The organism is Mesorhizobium sp. M0140 (genome assembly GCF_040322475.1).
Lineage (GTDB): Bacteria > Pseudomonadota > Alphaproteobacteria > Rhizobiales > Rhizobiaceae > Mesorhizobium.
Window position 1 is genome coordinate 75,909 of record NZ_JAMYTM010000007.1, and the last position, 17,850, is coordinate 93,758.

A 17,850-nucleotide genomic window follows, 5' to 3' on the forward strand; every position below is an offset into this window, starting at 1 on the left:
CGTCCTATTCCGCCGCCTGGCGCTCGCCGAAGGCGATGCCGGTAAAAGTCTGATTCAGATGCATCGACCGGTACTGTTCGCCATAGGTGCCGAAGCCGATGACATTGTTGACCCGGTAGAGTTCCGAAATCTCGCGAAACACCTGCCGATTGCGCGCGTCGAGCCGGCGCAGCACGCAGTCGAAGCCGAGGATCATGTCGATGCCGCCAAGCCTCTCCTCGACATCGCGCAGGGCGGCGCGCGTCGATTCGACCATGTCCTTTGGTTGGGCGATCGACAGCACGACGCCATCGTCTATGGCGCAGAAGAACGACAGCGAGCCGTCGGCATGCATCTTCTGGATCGATCGGCAATAATATTGGCCGCCCACCTTCACCACCACGGGATGCGAGGCGAAGCTCAGTGGCGTCAGCATCTGCGCGACGATGCCGACGGACGCGGCATATTCCTGCGCTGCATTGGTGGCGTTGAATTCGCGCACGATGCGGTGATCGGGATCGGAAGCCGTCACCACCAGTTTTTCATCGGTGGGAACGAAGTTGTCGGTCTTGAAGACATGGAAGGGAATTTCGGTCGATATCAGCACGATGATGGCGCTGTCGGAGGTGACCTTGCCGTTCGAGATCAGGCGCGTCGTCTCGAATTTCAGATCGTCGCCGGCGGAGCCGCCAAGCAGCGGTATGTCATCGAGGCCCCAGTGGATGGCTGAACTCACCGCTTCTTCGGCATAAGAGAGCCCGTCGATGAAGCAGAGCGCGAAAGTGCCTTTGGTCCGATCGCAACCGAGGCGCGCGCGCAGCGATCGCCGCAGGGTCTCCACCTCGCCGGTGATCCTGTCCATACCCGACGAGGACAGATTTTCGACCATCACGCTAACGGCGGTGAACGCGGTGGACGGAAGCAGCATGGCCAGCACATGACCATCCTCGAGACCTTGCGGCGTGATCTCGCCGGCAGTCGAACAGCCGGCGTGGTGGAGCGCCGGTGCGTGGGTCATGAGCGCCTGGGAAAGGGCGCTGGCTTCGACTAGGCTCTGGGAAAAGAACAGCAGGGCAAAGCCTGCGTCGATGGCGGCTGCTTCCAGTGCGATCGCCTTGGCGAACGCCTCCATGTCGGGCTCGTCCGTGGTGAGCGCCGACAGGCCGCATGCATAGCGCGTCTGTGAATTGGCCAGCGATGTTCTCCGCATTTCCTCCGACGCTTTTTTGTGCGCGGCTGTTTTTAAATGCTTCTGGCGCGCGGGCGTCGACCGACATTGTTGCCTTCAATCGGCGGTTTGGCAATGGGGCCACCGGCACCGCATGTTTGGGCGCGGCCATGACCGAAAGTACAATGTTCCGCGTTTGCGACGTGCTGTTTTTTGTCCGATGTGCGGTGTACGAATAATGCACCACCGAAGCGCGAATACCGCGTCGGCAGCGTGGATACCAAGGTTGATACCCAGGGAGGGACCATGTCGGACGTTTCGTTGATGGTGAACGGAAAGCGGGTCAGCGGTGCTGCCGAGGACCGAACACTTCTGGTTCACTTCCTACGGGAAAATCTCGGTCTTACCGGCACGCATGTCGGTTGCGACACCTCGCAATGCGGTGCCTGCGTCGTCCACGTTGATGGCAAGGCGGTCAAATCCTGTACGATGCTTGCGGTGCAGGCCTCCGGCTCCACCGTGTTGACGATCGAGGGCCTGGCCAATGGCGCCGACCTGCATCCGGTGCAGGCCGCCTTCAAGGAACATCACGGGCTGCAGTGCGGCTTCTGCACGCCGGGCATGATCATGACGGCGACCGACATGATCAGCCGCCACCCCGAAGGGCTCGACGAGGCGACGGTGCGCGCCGAGCTCGACGGCAACATCTGCCGCTGTACCGGCTACCACAACATCGTCAAGGCGATCCTCGCCGCATCGACGACGATGAAGGGGTCGAAGGGTAAGGCGAAACAAGCTGCTTAGGCAAGGGAATAAGGGAGTAGGGCAGTAGGGGAGTAGGGCAAAAAGGCCAACGCAACGAGGCCTCTTTTTCCCTACTCCCTTACTCCCCTACTGCCCTACTCCCATAAATTCCGGAGGAATTTCTGATGGGCATTGAAGGTGTTGGCGCTCGGGTCGCGCGCAAGGAAGACAAACGGTTCATCACGGGCGCCGGCCGCTATGTCGACGACATGGTGGTTCCCGGCATGAAGCACGCCGCGTTCGTGCGCAGTCCGCACGCGCATGCGCAGATCAAGAAGATCGATGTGAAGAAGGCCCAGGGCATGCCCGGGGTCATCGGCGTGCTGACCGGCAAGGAACTCAAGGCCGACGGCATCGGCAATCTCATCTGTGGCTGGATGATCCACTCCAAGGACGGCTCGCCGATGAAGATGGGGGCATGGTCGCCACTGGCGTTCGACCGGGTCCGTTATGTCGGCGACGCCGTCGTCATCGTCGTCGCCGAGACCAAGGGGCAGGCGCGTGATGCCGCCGAGGCGGTCGAGATCACCTACAAGGAGTTGAAGGCCGTCGTCGATGCCTCCAAGGCGATGGACAAGGGTGCGCCGCAGATCCACCCCGAAGCCGACAACAATCTGATCTTCGACTGGGACATCGGCAATGCCGACGACACCGCGGCGGCCTTCGGGAAGGCGGCCCATGTCGTCAAGATGGACATCATCAACAACCGGCTGGTGCCCAACGCCATGGAGCCGCGCGCCGCACTTGGCCATTACGACAAGGCCGAGGATCACTATACCTGCTGGACGACCTCGCAGAATCCGCATGTGGCGCGGCTGGTGATGAGCGCCTTCTACAATGTCGCGCCGGAAAACAAGCTGCGCGTGATCGCGCCCGATGTCGGCGGCGGCTTCGGCTCGAAGATCTACATCTATCCCGAAGAGATCGTCTGCCTGTGGGCGTCAAAGAAGACCGGCGTGCCGGTCAAATGGGTGGCCGACCGGACCGAAAGTTTTCTGACCGACGCGCATGGCCGCGACCATCACACCCATGCTGAAATGGCCTTCGACAAGGACCACAGGATCCTCGGCCTGAAGGTGGAAACCCAAGCCAATCTTGGCGCCTATATGTCGCTGTTTTCATCGGCGACGCCGACCTATCTCTATGCGACGCTGCTGTCGGGCCAGTACAACATCCCGGCCATCCACGCCAATGTGAAGGCGATCTACACCAACACCGCGCCCGTCGATGCCTATCGCGGGGCGGGGCGGCCGGAAGCGACCTTCGTCATGGAGCGCATGATGGAGACGGCGGCCCGCCAGTTCGGCGTTTCGCCGGCTGAGCTGCGGCGCAAGAACTTCGTCACAGCGTTTCCGCATCAGACGCCGGTCATCATGTGCTATGACGCCGGCGACTATGCCGCTTCGCTCGATGCGGCAATGCAGGCGTCGGATTATGCCGGCTTCGCCAAGCGCAAGGCCGCCGCCGCCAACAAGGGGTTGCTGCGCGGCATCGGCATGAGCTGCTACATCGAGGCCTGCGGCATCGCGCCGTCTGCGGCCGTCGGCTCGCTCGGCGCCGGTGTCGGCCTTTGGGAATCGGCGGAAGTGCGCGTCAACGCGGTCGGTACGATCGAGGTGCTGACCGGCTCTCACAGCCACGGCCAGGGCCATGAGACGACCTTCGCGCAACTGGTCAATGAGCGCTTCGGCGTGCCGCTCGATTCGGTCTCGATCGTCCATGGCGACACCGACAAGGTGCAGATGGGCATGGGCACCTATGGCTCGCGCTCGGGTGCGGTCGGCATGTCGGCCATCGTCAAGGCGCTCGACAAGGTCGAGGCCAAGGCCAAGAAGATCGCGGCGCACCTGCTCGAGGCCGACGAAGGCGACATCATCATCGAGAACGGCGCGCTGAAGGTGGCCGGCACCGACAAGAACGTGCCGTGGTTCCAGATGGCGCTGGCCGCCTACACTGCCCACAACCTGCCGGGCGGCATGGAGCCCGGGCTCAAGGAGACGGCGTTCTACGATCCGTCGAATTTCACCTTCCCGGCGGGCTGCTATATCTGCGAGGTCGAGGTCGACCCGGAAACCGGCGTCACCGAGATCGTCCAGTTCGTCGCCGCTGACGATTTCGGCAACATCATCAACCCGATGATCGTCGAGGGCCAGGTGCATGGCGGGCTGGCGCAAGGCATTGGCCAGGCACTGCTCGAAGGCGCCTATTACGACAACAGCGGACAATTGCTGACCGCGAGCTACATGGATTACACCATGCCGCGCGCCGGCGATCTGCCGTCGTTCAAGGTCTCGACCTCGAACACGCCTTGCCCGGGCAATCCGTTGGGGATCAAGGGCTGCGGCGAGGCCGGCGCCATCGGCTCACCGCCGGCGGTGATCAACGCCATCACCGATGCCATCGGCAGCAACGATCTTGCCATGCCGGCTTCGCCGTCCACCGTGTGGGCCGCGATCCGCGCGACGAAACATTGAACGCGAATGGCGAATAGGGAGTAGCGAATAGGGGGAGAACGCGATGTTCGCTACTTCCTGTTCGCTCTTTCACCCAGGGGAGAAAGACAAATGTACGCAGTCAACTATCACCGCGCCGCCTCGGTCGCCGATGCCGCCAAGCTGATCAAGACCGGCGACGCCAAGCTGCTTTCGGGCGGCATGACGCTGATCCCGGCGATGAAGACGCGGCTTGCCGCGCCGTCCGACCTTGTCGACCTGTCGCGGATCACGGAGCTGCAGGGCGTCACGGTGTCGGGCAAGACCGTCGCCATCGGCGCCGCCACCACGCATCACGCTGTTGCCAATGACGAGAAGCTGAAGAAGGTCTGTCCGGCGCTTTCTCATCTGGCATCGCTGATCGGTGATCCGGCGGTGCGCCACAAGGGGACGATCGGCGGCTCGATCGCCAACAACGATCCGGCGGCCGATTATCCGGCGGCGCTGCTGGCGCTGGGCGCCACCATCATCACCAACAAGCGCCAGATATCAGCCGACAAATTCTTCAAAGGCCTGTTCGAAACGTCGTTGAAGGATGGCGAAATCGTCACCGCCGTCACCTTCACCGCGCCGGCCAAGGCGGCCTATGAAAAATTCCGCAATCCGGCATCGCGCTACGCCATCGTCGGCGTGTTCGTGGCCAAGGGCAAGGATGGCGTCAGCGTCGCCGTCACCGGTGCCGGCGACGACGGCGTTTTTCGTTCGAAGGAGATCGAGGCAGCATTAGCCGGGAACTTCGCGGCCTCGGCACTCGAAGGGGTAAAAGTGCCGGCGAAGAATTTGATGACCGACATCCATGCCTCGGCCGACTATCGCGCCAATCTGATCGCGGTGATGGCCAAGCGCGCGGTGGCTGCCGCCAACGCCTGATACGGTCAGTTGTGAACACGGGAGAAGGGGTCATGCGGCCCCTTTTCCTTTTTGGGACGACCTGTAGTTGTCCAATTTTGATGGAATCGCCCCCCGCACCAATCGTTTGCCTGAGCAATTTCTTCCGCCGACACTTCACCTGGAACTGCACCGGCGGCAATCTCGCACTTGCACAAATCCATATTGCACTGCAATATGGATTTGGGCGGGAATGCGAGCTGGGTTCGAAATGTACCGTCGTACCCTTCGCATACCTATTGCGAGAGGATCGGTATGACCGACATTTCCGCGACGCATGTCGTTCCGTCCCGATCCGCCGCCGACAGATCAACCAGAACAAGACTGGCCTATCTCGACGGCTGGCGCGGCCTTTCGATCGCGCTGGTGCTGATCGGCCATTTCTTTCCGGTTCCGGGAATCAATCTTGGCGTGCTGGGCGTCGAATTCTTCTTCGTGCTCAGCGGCCGGCTGATGGGCGAGATCCTGTTCATCGAACGCTACCCGCTGAAAAAATTCTTCAAACGCCGCTTCTCCCGCATCTATCCAGCTCTTCTGGTCTTCGTAGTCGTCGCGATGATCGCGCTGGCCGGCACGTTCATCGCCTTCAAATGGAAGGCGGCGCTGACGGCGCTGACATTCACCTACAACTATGCCGGCATTCTCCTGACGCGGGCAGGGGCGCTCGACCATATCTGGTCGCTCTGCATCGAGGAGCACGCCTACATCATCCTGGCGCTGATCAGCGTCATCGTCTCAAGTCGCTCTCGCGTGGTCGTGCTGCTCCTGGCGCTGGCCTTGCTGGCCATGGCCAATGGCGCGGTTTCGTACTGGGTCTTCGGGATGGACTACGAAACCACTTATTGGCGCACCGACGTGCACATCGCGTCGATCCTGCTGTCGGCTTCGATCTGCCTGCTCAAGGCCGATGGCAGGCTGCCTGCGTTTTTGAGAGGCAAGCATGTGGCCCTGGTGGCAACGTTCTGTGCCGTTGTCCTGTTCCTGGATCAGGTGCCGACGCCGATCCACTATCTCTTCGCGGTGCCGCTGCTGGCGCTGGCCGTCAACGCACTCGATTTCAGCCCACGGTATTTTTCCGGATTGCTGTCCTCCTGGCCGATGGCGACGCTGGGCCTGTGGTCGTACTCGCTCTATCTGTGGCAGCAGCCGTTCTACAAATTCGTCTATGAACAAGGCAGCGCGCCGATCCCGATGCTGGCCGGCGTTTTTGCCTGCGCGCTCTGCAGCTACTACCTCATCGAGCGCCCGGCGCGCGAATGGCTCAACCGCAACTGGTGAATGCCGTCGTGCCCGGCCAGATGATCGCGAGTGCAGGTGGAGTGGATCGCGCTTCATAAGCAGACAATCAATTAATTATCTCTAATATAATTTTTTGGAAAGTAATGACCTGCTTTCGATATAGGCCAGTCTCATTAGACATTGGTCTTATGACGGGCATTCCTTATTGCCTCACCGGCTCACCCTCCTAGTTTGTTCGCAGGACACATCTGAGAAGATGGTTCGAAGACGCATCTGGGAGGATGGAATGGACACGACCGGGGAGAGGGCGGGCGGCTGGCTCGACCGCTCACGCACCGTCGCCGAACCTGGCTTCAGCAGGTGGATGGTGCCGCCAGCGGCGCTCTGCATACACCTTTGCATCGGCCAGGCCTATGCGTTCAGCGTTTTCAACCTGCCGATGTCGAAGTTGGTCGGCATCACCGACTCGGCGCCCGACGACTGGAAGCTGACCGGCCTTGGCTGGATTTTCTCGATCGCGATCCTGTTCCTGGGCATTGCGGCGGCGTTCGGCGGCGGCTGGCTGGATCGTGTCGGGCCGCGCAAAGCCATGGTCGCTTCTGCCTGCTGTTTCGGTGGCGGCTTCATTGTCTCGGCGCTCGGCGTCTATCTGCACCAGTTGTGGATCATCTATCTCGGCTACGGCGTGCTGGGCGGCATCGGTCTCGGCCTCGGCTACATCTCGCCGGTCAAGACGCTGATCACCTGGTTTCCGGACCGGCCGGGCATGGCAACCGGCATGGCGATCATGGGCTTCGGCGGCGGCGCCTTCATCGCCTCGCCGCTGTCGGTTTATCTGATGAAGCTGTTCGACGCCTGAGCATATCGGCGTCGCTGAAACCTTCCTCGTGCTGGGCATCGTCTATTTCGTCTTCATGCTGATTGGGGCTGTTATCGTCAGGGTGCCGCCGGAGGGCTGGCGGCCCGCCGGATGGACGCCGCCGGCGGCACAGGATGCGATGGTGACGACGTCCAATGTCCATCTCGACGATGCGTTGAAGACGCCGCAGTTCTGGCTGCTTTGGGGTGTGCTGTGCCTTAACGTCACGGCAGGCATTGGCGTGCTCGGGCAAGCCTCGGCCATGAGCCAGGAGATGTTCCCGGGACGCATCTCGCCGGCCGCTGCTGCCGGTTTCGTCGGCCTGTTGTCGATCTTCAACATGCTCGGCCGCTTCTTCTGGGCCTCGACCAGCGATTATATCGGCCGCAAGACAACCTATGCCATCTTCTTCGCGCTGGGCGTCGTCCTCTATGCGGCGGTGCCTTGGACCGGCCAGACCGGCAGCGTCTTCCTGTTCGTGCTGTTCTACGGGATCATCCTCAGCATGTATGGCGGCGGCTTCGCCACCATTCCCGCCTACCTGCGCGACGTCTTCGGCGTGCGTTACGTCGGCGCCATCCACGGCCGATTGCTGACCGCGTGGTCGGTGGCGGGCGTGCTTGGCCCGGTGCTGGTGAATTATATCAGGCAGTCCCAGATCGACAGCGGCGTGGCGAAGGCCGACGCCTACACGGTCACCATGTACATCATGGCCGGCCTGCTGGTCATCGGCCTCCTGCTCAACCTGATGATGCGGCCGGTCAATGCGCGCTTCCACATGAAGACCGAACCAGCGGTGGCTTAGAGCCAGTTCCATCCCGATAGAATCGGGATGGGCTCTATCGTATTGTTTGAGCATGATCTTTTCCGAAACCGGAGCCCAATTTCGGGATCATGCTCTGAGGAGACCGACCATGGCGCAAGACAACGGCAATTCGATCAAACTGACGCTGGCCTGGCTGCTGGTCGGCATCCCGTTGGTCTGGGGGTTCTGGATGACGCTGGTGAGTGCGACAGCCTTGTTCCAGTAGCCCTGTCTTCAGTTCGATCCGCCTGGCCTCAGACGGAGGTTCGTCTGATGTAATAGCGGACCGCTTTCTTGCCGCCATGGATGACGGCGTCGCCGGCCTCAGTGAAGCCAAGGGCGGCGTGAAAGGCATCCGAGGCAGGGTTCGGCGGGGCGGTGTTGACTTCGCAGGTGACCAGATTGTAGCCGGCGCGCTCAACATGGCCGAACAGATCCTGATAGAGCCGGCGGGCATGGCCGCGGCCGCGCGCATGCGCCGCCACGACGACGCGGTCGACATAGACGAAGCGCTTATAGCGCTCGCGGAACCACAGGAAATTCGGGCTGTCGTAGCGGGCGTCCTGGTCGAAGGTCATGATGAAGGCTTCGAGATCGCCGATGCGCCTGGTGTAAAACGCTTCGCCAAGCAGGAAAGACAGCCGCTCAGCCTCCAGCCACGACAGTTCGGCGGCATGCTCGTTGTTGAGCGCCAGGATCGCCGCTTCGTCTGCGGCCGATACACGGGCTATCGGGGCAGGGGTAGAGGTCATGCCTTGGCTGCCGCAATCGTTGCCGCCACCAGCGGTGTGTCGGTCAGCGTGTTGCGATACTCGCGATCGAGATCGGAACCACCCATGCCGACATGGGGATTGCGGTAGTCCATGGCACTCGGCACATCCTTGAGGGCGGCAAAATGCATTTCGGACAGGCCGGTTTTGCTGCGCACTTCGGCAATGTTGTGCAAATCCAGGCCGCCGCAGCCGAGGATGACGATGCGGTCGCCGGCCTGCCGCACCAGATCCGCCAACAGCGGCAAGCCTTCGACGGCAGTGTCACGCTGGCCGCTGGTCAGCACGCGGCCGACCTTGCTGCGGATCAGCGATTCGAGCGCCTCGGCCGGATCGCGCGTCATGTCGAAGGCGCGATGGCAGGTGACGTTCAAGGGGCCAGCGGCTTGTGTCAGTTCGCTCATGCGCGCCTCATCCATGGTGCCATCGGCGTTCAGGCAGCCAAACACCACGCCGGGCACGCCGAGTTCGCGCAGTGCCGAGACATCGGCCAGCATCGAGGCGTATTCGGTCTCACTGTAGAGAAAATCGCCGCCGCGCGGCCGCACCATGACGTGAAACGGCACGCTTGCCTGCTCGATGGCGGCGCGGACCGTGCCGAGGCTCGGCGTGATGCCGCCTTCGATGAGGCTGGCGCATAATTCGACCCGGTCGGCGCCAGCGGCTTGCGCCGCGAGCAGGCCGTCAATGCCTTCGACACAGATTTCGATCAGCGGCAGGCGGAGAGCTTTGGTCAAGGGGCGATCCAGTCCATGATTTCCCGGCCAGCCCTAGCACCGGGCCGGCTGCTGCGAAAGCGCGAACAGCCTTCCGCCTTCGGGCACAGACTTCGCGGTTATTGGCGCAATTCCGTATTCTTGGCGCCTTGGTGGCCTGATGCCACTGGCCGATCATTTCGATGATGAAATCGCCAGCCTTGTAGGTGTTGCTGATGCCGGTCTCGACATTGGTGACCTTCAGCGTGCCGGCCTGGACATAGGCGTAGCGCGGAAAGGGGTGCCTGTGGACCGGCAAGGTCGCGCCCGACGCGATGTCGTAGCTCGAGACCAGCACCTGCACGTTCTTCTGCGGCAGCGTGATCGGCTGGCCGGACGCGGTCGTCGTGCGCGACGCAAGAGGGGTCACGACGACAGGCGTGCCGCTGCTGTCCAGCGCGTGGGCCGGGTTCGCGGAAAAGGCCACCGCGAGCAGCAGTCCGGACATCAAAATTTTTCGCATGATTCGCTCCACCCCGCCGCCAACATCGCGCAGTGACCGCCAGCACGCAAGGCAGCGCCTTGGGCACCCGCTTCAGCGGACCTCGTACGGTGTGGCGGAATTCCCCGCCGAAGAGCATGGCTCGCTGGATCTGCCTGCCGGCCAGAAAATTTTTTACGCCCCTCTTGACGGAAAAAAACACGATTACCAGATCGTTTTCCGTCGAGGCTTCGGCTCGACATATTGGCGTCGCAGCGGCGCTGCGACAGCCTCGTAACCCATGTTGCTTCACGGAGGATATGGCTATGAGAAGCTTTGATTATACCCCTCTTTACCGCACAACGGTCGGCTTCGACCGTCTCTTCGATATGCTCGAGAAAAGCGGGCGCTCCGACTGGCCTCCCTACAATATCGAGAAGATTGGCGAGAACGACTATCGCATTACGATGGCTATCGCCGGCTTCGCTCTCGATGAAGTCGAACTCATACAGAACGGCCCCGAATTGTCTGTCATCGGCCAAAGGAAACCCGACCAGGAAAATCGGGAGGTCCTTCATCGCGGCTTGGCGACGAGCAACTTCAAGCAGGTGTTCAAACTTGCCGATCACGTAAAGGTCAAGGCGGCCAACCTCGAGAATGGCTTGCTGTCGGTGGACCTGATCCGCGAAGTGCCCAAGGAACTCAAGCCTCGGCGCATTGAGATAGGGTCCGAAGCCAAGGCGGTTTCGCTCGAGCAACCCGGCAAGAAGCAGTTGATCGATTCCGATGCGGAGCCTCAGCGCGAGGTCGCCTGATTCCCTGGAACCTAGATCTACGGTCCGCCTCCCGGTTCGGCCGGGAGGCACAGCTCGCGGAGAATGGAGATGAGAACCGAAGCTTACAGTTTTTACCAACCCGAACCGAAAAATCTTGCCGCGGAATCCGCTGAGTTGCGGACGCCAGATGACGTCCTGAACGAGGAGACGATGACAATCGGCGCAAAGCGGGCTTTGCTCGCTTTCTGGGCTTCCGACGTTCATGCGGTTCCTGACAATCCCGCGTTGCGGCAATTGGACAACGGCGCCATCGTGGAAGTCAGCGACATACTTCGCGCCCTCCACCTCCTGGACGAATCCGGGCGGGAACCGCGTATTTCAAAGATGCCGGGCACCGTCAGCCCGTCTTTCGACCGGCGCCGCAGGAAGAGCCGCCTCGGTTGGATGCGGCACCCCTGGCGAGATGACGACGATGATCCGCCGCCAATCCCGGCCATTGCAACGGTACCGCCTGGGCGTGGAGGTGGCGGCATGTTGGCCGAGCCGGAGCATGCAATCGCATGATGACCCGAACCAGCAACAACCCACCGTGCCGAATGGAGGATTACATGAGTGACAGGACGTTCGACCAACCGGTCCTGGTCAAGAATGGCGAGTTCATTCAAGAAATAGGGTGCCTCGACGACGCCTTTGACTTCTTTGACGAGTGGCCAAGGGAAAGGCGGGGTCCGATTTTCGAAACGGCCTTTCGAGCCTGCCAGCGTGCTTACGACGGCCAGGTTCCGCTGACGGTGGCGCGCGATGCCGTCGCCGGCTTCGCAAGATCCGTCAAGATCCTGCAGGACCCGCTTGCTCAGTTCCCTTGGATGGACACAAGGTCAGGTCGCGGTGGGATTACCGCTTAGCCTTGATAAAAGGGGCGGCGCTACCAGGACGGCTGGGCCTGCATCGTCGTTTTCACATCGCTGCAAGGTGAGCTGCCCTACCAGTTCACCTTGTAGCGGGGCGGCTCGATCTTTTGTTCGAACTCCCTGGTGCGGTTTTTGGCGACTGGCTAGGTCAGCCTCGCAACAGTCAACGCTAATATAATGTTCGAAGCGTCGCCACAGGAGGTTCAATGGTTTCCGCTATCGTAAGTCAACATCCGCATGTCCCGGAAAAACAAACGGCAGTGGGGAAGCCGCAAACCGGGGAAGGATTTTCGCCGGGCCGCAGCGCGGACGCCGTGGGACATCTGGCCAAAATCATGGTTGCCGCAGGCGGCGATATGGATGCTGGCGCGCAAGGCCGCGCGGCATCCAAGATCGCCAGGATGGACATCACGGTTCTGGCCGCACCACCCGTAGAAACACCAACAGAGTAAAATATGCTCGTTCGGGCGCCTCCGCGCCGTCATCAGCGGCATGCGCGGCTCTCGCAGATTACGCCACGGCTCTCAGCGGAGGCTCCGCCATCGTCCCCAGGCCGTCGCATTCCGCGCAGGCGCCCGTCTTTCCAGGGCAGCCACCCCGATGGGTTCCCTGCGGGCAGCAGTGCCCGTTTGACGCATACCACTTGGAGCAGTCGAAAACCCTGCCGCTGCCATGACAGCGCGGGCATTCCATATTCGATGAAATCATACTAATTCTTGCCCAACCCAAACGCACTCGCCCTACGTCGCAAGTAACAGGAATCATTGTGCTTTCAAGCACATTGCCCTGACTTAAATTGGGGGGATCGACGGATGGCCGGCATCGATGGCGAGCTATTGTTGCGCCGTAATTACGTTCCTCGTGAAGACCTTGCTCGCCACAAGCCGCGTTGGACATTGGCCGGCAACAATAGGTTGCGCCGCCTTGTCCCGTTCGTTCTCAATGGTGACGGCGACTGCGTCGCCGGGCTTCGCGTCGGCGGCCTGTGTGGCCGTGGACGCGAAGAGGACCGTCTGGGTGATGAGAGCCGAAAACGCGGCAACCTGGACCAGCACGGCGGCGAGGGCGATCTTCTTCAGCATGCGAGAAAACGCTCTTCGATGTTCCCGGTTCCCCACGCATTCAGGTTTTCTGCTCGCTACGGAACAAGAGACCGGCAGGGCGGTTAACTCGATTATGCCGAGCAAGATCAAAGAGCCACCATCGAAGCCCGCACCGGAGAAGATACCTGTGCAACGCCGGGACAAAGAAGTCCCGCCAGAGCTTAAGCATGTCGACCCGCCACCGCGAGATGTGCGAGAGGCACCGGCACCCAACCCGAACGGCGACAAGAGATGAGATCGCCGAGATCGAAGCAAGGCCTTATGCCTGCTCCCGCGAACCGTCCCGATGCCGCGGCGTCATCGACGGCGCTGGACAGCGGGGCCAGGTCAAGTTGAGAATCAACCTGCTGACCGCGATTTTGCAGACATGCCATAGATCAGCCCCTATGGGCGACCTGACCGTCTCAAGGCTTTGAAAAGATTGGCTCCCCGGGCCGGATTCGAACCAGCGACCAACCGGTTAACAGCCGGTTGCTCTACCACTGAGCTACCGGGGAACGGATGCTCTTATGTGAGTGGCGCAGCCTATAGCTGCCCTTTTCGGCTTTGCAAAGAAGCTTTTCACATTTTTCCGAGGCTTTTTCGCGCAGGCGTTTCTCGCAATCGTCGAAGGAAGCCCTCATATTAGCCGTCTTGGCGGGGATATGGAACCGAAAGCGCGGCGGCTGCTTTGGTTCAAGCATGCTTGCGAACAATCAAACGGGTCAATCTTTCGAGACGATGACAGCACAAGACAACCAGATGCCGGCGCGGAAAATCTCCGTTTTCGGGCGCGAGTTCAAAATGCCGCGCTCGCGCGGGCTCAGAATCACGATCGGCATCCTGCTGACCGTTGGCGGCGTCCTCGGTTTCCTGCCGATCCTCGGCTTCTGGATGGTTCCGCTCGGATTGCTGGTGCTGTCCTATGAATTCGCCATGGTTCGCCGTCACCGGCGTCGCTTTGTCGTCTGGTGGGAACGGCGTCGCCGGCCCGATTGACCGCCGATAGCGCAAGGCGGGTGTTCAGCGGGCGGCGTGCTCTTCCAGCGCCTCACGGATCTGCTTGAGAATCGCCGCGGCCGAGGCAAGCCTTGCCCTGTCATGCGGCGACAGGCTGTCCGCACCTTCGATGGACAGACGGTCGATTGCGTAATGCAGAGGCTCTCCGCATTGTGGCAGGGACAGGCCGGACGAGGCACTTGTATTTGCTGCCACTGTCCGGTGCATGGCTCTTCCTCCTGCCATGTCCAACGCACGGCCGCCGATGAGTTTCTTCTCCGGGCAGGCTATGCTTAATTGTCCGCTAATGGAGCGGTCAGGCCCGATCCGACGATTTGCCGGGTGCCGTCCGGACTGACGCGAGGAAACCGTTCGGAATGCACGGTGGCCGCTTGACGTCATTTTCGCCGCAACCTATTGGAACCGGGTGGAACGCCGGGAGCAATGAGGCCTCGTGGCGGAGTGGTTACGCAGAGGACTGCAAATCCTTGCACCCCGGTTCGATTCCGGGCGAGGCCTCCAATGCCCGGGCCCCCGCGCGGCAGCGCAGGGGCCTGAAGTTCCTGACACAATGGACCGCGGTTCTGGCGCGGCAAGCGGATTGGTTGGGACATGAGCGCTGATTTCTCCGAACTACGCGTCAAGATGGTCGACGGCCAGGTCCGCACCACCGATGTGACCAGCGCGCCGCTGCTCGATGCAATGCTTGTCGTCCCAAGAGAGATGTTTGTCGGCGCCGCCCAGCGCGATCTGGCCTATATCGACGAGGACATCCGCATTGCCGCCGGCGCGGACGGCGCGCGCTACCTGATGGAAGCATCGCCGTTGGCCAAGCTTATCCAGCTGGCGGAGATCAACCCGACCGATTCGGCGCTCGATGTCGGTTGCGGAACCGGCTACGCCTCGGCCATCCTGTCGCGACTGGCCAGGTCCGTGGTGGCGCTCGAAAGTGATTCGGCGCTGGCGGAAACCGCCAGATCGACGCTTTCGTCGCTGGGCTGCGGCAATGTGACCGTCGTCCAGGGCGCGTTGCCGCAGGGGCATGCCGCTAAGGCGCCTTATAACGTCATCTTCGTCGGTGGCAGCGTCGCGGAAGTGCCGGTGGCGCTGCTGGACCAACTCGCCGAAGGCGGCCGCCTTGTCGCCGTCGAAGGGCAGGGCAATTCCGGCGTGGCCCGTCTCTTTTTCAAGGCCGGGGGGGTTGTAACCGGAAGACGTGCATTTAATGCGGCAATTAAGCCACTACCGGGGTTTGAACGCATTCGTGCTTTCGAATTCTGAATGATTTGGCCTTGCAGGAGAGGCTGTGTCATGGTCGCTTGCATTTGAACGATCGCTGCGGATCCCAGACTGGGGGCACTTTGGGGTGAGCAGCAGGGAACATCGAACACGCGGCGCCGGCTGATCTATGAGAGAAGCAGGCGCGGCGCGGTTCCCATGGAAAACGAATGAGGGTTTAACCGTGCCGTCTTTACGCAAGTCACTTTTCACCGCCGTCCTCGTTTCGGCGACCATGCTGTCCCCACTGGCGGCTTCAGCCGAAAGCATCTCCGGCGCGCTTGCAAAGGCCTATCAGTACAATTCTTCGCTGAATGCATCCCGCGCCGGCGTTCGTGTCACCGACGAGGGTGTCGCCATCGCCAAGTCGGGCTACCGCCCGATTGTCACCGGCTCGGCGGATATTGATTATTCGAGCAGCCATCTCAATGGCACCAATTCAAGCGTGAGGCTGACCACCGGAAATTTTGGCGTCCAGATAAACCAGATGCTGTTCGATGGCTTTCAGACCAGGAACAATGTCGCTGCCGCCGAAGCGCAGGTCCGCGCTTCCGTCGAAAGCCTGCGCAACACCGAAGAGGGTATCCTGTTCAGCGCGGCCCAAGCCTATATGAACGTGATTCGCGACCGGCAGGTCGCCGTGCTGACTGAGCAGAACCTTCAGTTCCTTACCGAAACGGCGCGCGCGGCGCGTTCGCGTTTCGAAGTTGGCGAAGGCACGCGCACCGATGTCGCCCAGGCCGATGCTTCGCGGGCCGCCGCCGTGGCATCGCTGAGTGCCGCCCGGGCGCAGGCGCTGGCAAGTGCGGCGATCTACCGCCAGATCGTCGGCGACGAGCCGGGCAAGCTCAAGGGCGCTTCGCCGGTGGCAAAGCTGTTGCCGTCGAGCCTCGCCGCCGCCGTCGGGGTGGCCTCGAACGAGCATCCGGCCATCCTTGCCACGCAGCATCTGGTCGACGCGGCCGCGTTTTCGGTGAAGTCGGCCGAAGGCGCGCTGTTGCCGCAGCTGTCGGCTTCCGCCGGCGTTTCGAGCGCCTATCGCAATACCTCGCCTTTGCCGGGCGTCGGTTCGCAGGATGGCACGACCAATTCGGCCAGTGTCGGGGCAACGCTGACCATCCCGATCTATTCGGGTGGCCGCACCTCGGCGATCGTGCGCCAGGACAAGGAATCGCTCAGCCAGGCCCGCATCCAGGTCGACGTCAGCCGCGACCAGGTGCGCCAGGCCGTCACCGCCGCCTGGACCGAGTACACCGCCGCGCAGCAGCAGCTGACGGCCAACAGGCAGGTGATCGAGGCCGCGAAGCTGGCACTGAACGGTGTCATCGAAGAGCGCAATGTCGGCCAGCGCACCACGCTCGACGTCCTCAACGCGCAGGCGACGGTCATCACCGCCCAGATCAACCAGGCCGGTTACGAACATGATGTGGTGGTGGCGAGCTACGCCATCCTGCAGGCGACCGGCCGTCTGTCCGTCGACCGCCTTGGCTTGCAGGTAGCGAAATACAAGCCTGAAGAGCATTACAACGCGGTCAAGGACAAGTGGTACGGCCTGCGCACGCCGGACGGCCGCTGAAGCGTTCGGCCAGGACTGGCCGTGCTCCTCGTTTGAGCAGGATCTTTCGTACTGCGCTCTCGGGTTCAGATCGCGCTAATCTGTTGAAATCCCACAAGTCCCCAGATTGGGGATTCTCGTGCGGCGATCCGTCGGTTACGCTGTCGCCATGATTCGATCCGGCTCTGCCGGATCGGAAAACCCAACAGGGGTCACAAGGGCGGCGGATGTGACGATGGCAACGGCAAGCAGCGCACAGCGCGAACCTTCCATGGAAGAGATACTGGCTTCCATCAGGCGGATCATCGAGGACAGCGACGGCGGCCGCAAGCAGCCGGGCGACGCCGATGAGTTGAGCCAGGATCTGGAGCGCGCGTCGAGCGCCTATGCAGCCCCCGACGTGGAAGCATTCCGTGCCGACCTGCATGCCGCCCCCGACGGCAGGAAGCCGGTCACGCTGGCGGAAGTCCAGGCACAGTTGCCGGCGGCCGAGCCGGTGGCCGCACGCATGGAAACGCCGGTGCGCCCCGATCCCGGCCCGGCAAAGCCATCGATGACACTTGCCGAGGTCAGCGCCCGCGTCGCCGCCGAGCCAATCACGGTTGAAGCGCCGGGATCGCGTCCTGTCGCCGACGCTTCCATCGCCGATTGGCGTCGCGAGATCGCCGCGGTCGGTGAGCAGGCGAGGGCGGTGTCGGACCGGAGCGAAGCCCCCAAGACCGCTGCCCAGCCGTCCGTGGAGACTCCAAGTGACGAACCGACCGCGAAAGCAGCCGTCGAGCCGTCTCGTCCGGATGCAAGCGTGGTGCGACCGGTGGCGGCCAGCGACGCGCCGCGTCCGGCGATCGTTTCCGAGCACACCGGCCGGCAGGTCGCGGCTGCCTTTGGCGAGCTTTCCGACGCGTTTGCCAGCCGCAGCAAGAAGACATTCGACGAAATGGCCGAAGAGATGCTGCGGCCGATGCTGCAGGATTGGCTCGACAACAATCTGCCGACACTGGTCGAAAGGCTGGTGCGCGAGGAGATCGAGCGCGTGGCGCGCGGGGCGCAGTAGTTCCCCATGCCGATC

17 protein-coding genes, 2 tRNA genes and 2 pseudogenes are annotated in these 17,850 nt (G+C 61.9%); 14 read left to right on the top strand and 7 right to left on the bottom strand.

What is annotated here, in order from left to right; translation table 11 throughout:
- Positions 1 to 4: 4 nt before the first annotated feature.
- On the bottom strand, positions 5 to 1,189 hold the full coding sequence (locus NKJ37_RS09400; protein WP_050592709.1) for an FIST signal transduction protein: 1,185 nt from the start codon (positions 1,187 to 1,189) through the stop codon (positions 5 to 7).
- Positions 1,190 to 1,453: 264 nt separating this feature from the next.
- Between NKJ37_RS09400 and NKJ37_RS09405 the strand changes: the two genes are divergently transcribed.
- The 5 genes and pseudogenes from NKJ37_RS09405 (at position 1,454) to NKJ37_RS09425 (ending at position 8,460) form a co-directional block, all read left to right on the top strand.
- The gene (locus tag NKJ37_RS09405; protein ID WP_023812222.1) at positions 1,454 to 1,951 is read left to right on the top strand and encodes a (2Fe-2S)-binding protein; all 498 of its coding nucleotides are present in this window, start codon (positions 1,454 to 1,456) and stop codon (positions 1,949 to 1,951) included.
- 125 nt (positions 1,952 to 2,076) lie between these two features.
- Positions 2,077 to 4,425 carry a xanthine dehydrogenase family protein molybdopterin-binding subunit gene (locus NKJ37_RS09410; RefSeq protein WP_023812221.1) on the top strand — a complete coding sequence of 783 codons (2,349 nt, stop codon included), beginning with the start codon at positions 2,077 to 2,079 and terminating at the stop codon, positions 4,423 to 4,425.
- A gap of 90 nt (positions 4,426 to 4,515) precedes the next feature.
- Entirely contained in the window at positions 4,516 to 5,313 is a 798-nt protein-coding gene (locus tag NKJ37_RS09415) for an FAD binding domain-containing protein (RefSeq protein WP_023812220.1), read from the top strand.
- A 273-nt stretch (positions 5,314 to 5,586) separates the two neighbouring features.
- Positions 5,587 to 6,609, top strand: coding sequence for an acyltransferase family protein (locus NKJ37_RS09420; RefSeq protein ID WP_023812219.1), 1,023 nt, complete (start codon positions 5,587 to 5,589; stop codon positions 6,607 to 6,609).
- 247 nt (positions 6,610 to 6,856) lie between these two features.
- Positions 6,857 to 8,460 (top strand): annotated as a pseudogene (locus NKJ37_RS09425) (L-lactate MFS transporter).
- A 28-nt stretch (positions 8,461 to 8,488) separates the two neighbouring features.
- On the opposite strand, the gene NKJ37_RS09430 reads toward NKJ37_RS09425, so the two are convergent.
- The 3 genes and pseudogenes from NKJ37_RS09430 to NKJ37_RS09440 all read right to left on the bottom strand — a co-directional run.
- Complete coding sequence (locus NKJ37_RS09430) at positions 8,489 to 8,986, bottom strand: GNAT family N-acetyltransferase (protein ID WP_023812216.1); 498 nt, start codon at positions 8,984 to 8,986, stop codon at positions 8,489 to 8,491.
- Positions 8,983 to 9,741 (bottom strand): copper homeostasis protein CutC, encoded by a 759-nt coding sequence (locus NKJ37_RS09435; protein WP_023812215.1) that lies wholly within the window; start codon positions 9,739 to 9,741, stop codon positions 8,983 to 8,985. The genes NKJ37_RS09430 and NKJ37_RS09435 overlap by 4 nt, the downstream gene beginning before the upstream one ends.
- Positions 9,742 to 9,871: 130 nt before the next feature.
- A pseudogene (locus NKJ37_RS09440) lies at positions 9,872 to 10,222 on the bottom strand (cupin domain-containing protein); the annotation flags it as partial.
- 284 nt (positions 10,223 to 10,506) lie between these two features.
- On the opposite strand from NKJ37_RS09440, the gene NKJ37_RS09445 reads away from it, so the two are divergent.
- From NKJ37_RS09445 to NKJ37_RS09460, 4 genes are all read left to right on the top strand, one after another.
- Entirely contained in the window at positions 10,507 to 10,995 is a 489-nt protein-coding gene (locus tag NKJ37_RS09445; RefSeq protein ID WP_023812212.1) for an Hsp20 family protein, read from the top strand.
- A 69-nt stretch (positions 10,996 to 11,064) separates the two neighbouring features.
- Complete coding sequence (locus tag NKJ37_RS09450) at positions 11,065 to 11,520, top strand: hypothetical protein (protein WP_023812211.1); 456 nt, start codon at positions 11,065 to 11,067, stop codon at positions 11,518 to 11,520.
- A 44-nt stretch (positions 11,521 to 11,564) separates the two neighbouring features.
- Complete coding sequence (locus NKJ37_RS09455; protein WP_023812210.1) at positions 11,565 to 11,861, top strand: DUF982 domain-containing protein; 297 nt, start codon at positions 11,565 to 11,567, stop codon at positions 11,859 to 11,861.
- Between the two features lie 212 nt (positions 11,862 to 12,073).
- The gene (locus NKJ37_RS09460; protein ID WP_023812209.1) at positions 12,074 to 12,319 is read left to right on the top strand and encodes a hypothetical protein; all 246 of its coding nucleotides are present in this window, start codon (positions 12,074 to 12,076) and stop codon (positions 12,317 to 12,319) included.
- A gap of 381 nt (positions 12,320 to 12,700) precedes the next feature.
- Here NKJ37_RS09460 and NKJ37_RS09465 read toward each other — a convergent pair whose 3' ends face one another.
- Together NKJ37_RS09465 and NKJ37_RS09470 are read right to left on the bottom strand one after the other, a co-directional pair.
- The gene (locus NKJ37_RS09465) at positions 12,701 to 12,949 is read right to left on the bottom strand and encodes a hypothetical protein (RefSeq protein WP_023812208.1); all 249 of its coding nucleotides are present in this window, start codon (positions 12,947 to 12,949) and stop codon (positions 12,701 to 12,703) included.
- 443 nt (positions 12,950 to 13,392) lie between these two features.
- Positions 13,393 to 13,467, bottom strand: a tRNA-Asn gene (locus NKJ37_RS09470).
- 223 nt (positions 13,468 to 13,690) lie between these two features.
- On the opposite strand from NKJ37_RS09470, the gene NKJ37_RS09475 reads away from it, so the two are divergent.
- Complete coding sequence (locus NKJ37_RS09475; protein ID WP_023812207.1) at positions 13,691 to 13,948, top strand: hypothetical protein; 258 nt, start codon at positions 13,691 to 13,693, stop codon at positions 13,946 to 13,948.
- A 24-nt stretch (positions 13,949 to 13,972) separates the two neighbouring features.
- On the opposite strand, the gene NKJ37_RS09480 is transcribed toward NKJ37_RS09475, so the two are convergent.
- Entirely contained in the window at positions 13,973 to 14,176 is a 204-nt protein-coding gene (locus tag NKJ37_RS09480; protein ID WP_128304002.1) for a hypothetical protein, read from the bottom strand.
- Between the two features lie 220 nt (positions 14,177 to 14,396).
- Here NKJ37_RS09480 and NKJ37_RS09485 point away from each other — a divergent pair.
- From NKJ37_RS09485 to NKJ37_RS09500, 4 genes are all read left to right on the top strand, one after another.
- Positions 14,397 to 14,470, top strand: a tRNA-Cys gene (locus NKJ37_RS09485).
- 90 nt (positions 14,471 to 14,560) lie between these two features.
- Entirely contained in the window at positions 14,561 to 15,229 is a 669-nt protein-coding gene (locus tag NKJ37_RS09490) for a protein-L-isoaspartate O-methyltransferase family protein (RefSeq protein WP_023812205.1), read from the top strand.
- Positions 15,230 to 15,410: 181 nt separating this feature from the next.
- Positions 15,411 to 16,802, top strand: coding sequence for a TolC family outer membrane protein (locus tag NKJ37_RS09495; RefSeq protein WP_023812204.1), 1,392 nt, complete (start codon positions 15,411 to 15,413; stop codon positions 16,800 to 16,802).
- Between the two features lie 214 nt (positions 16,803 to 17,016).
- Entirely contained in the window at positions 17,017 to 17,835 is an 819-nt protein-coding gene (locus tag NKJ37_RS09500; RefSeq protein WP_128304003.1) for a PopZ family protein, read from the top strand.
- Positions 17,836 to 17,850: the final 15 nt, after the last annotated feature.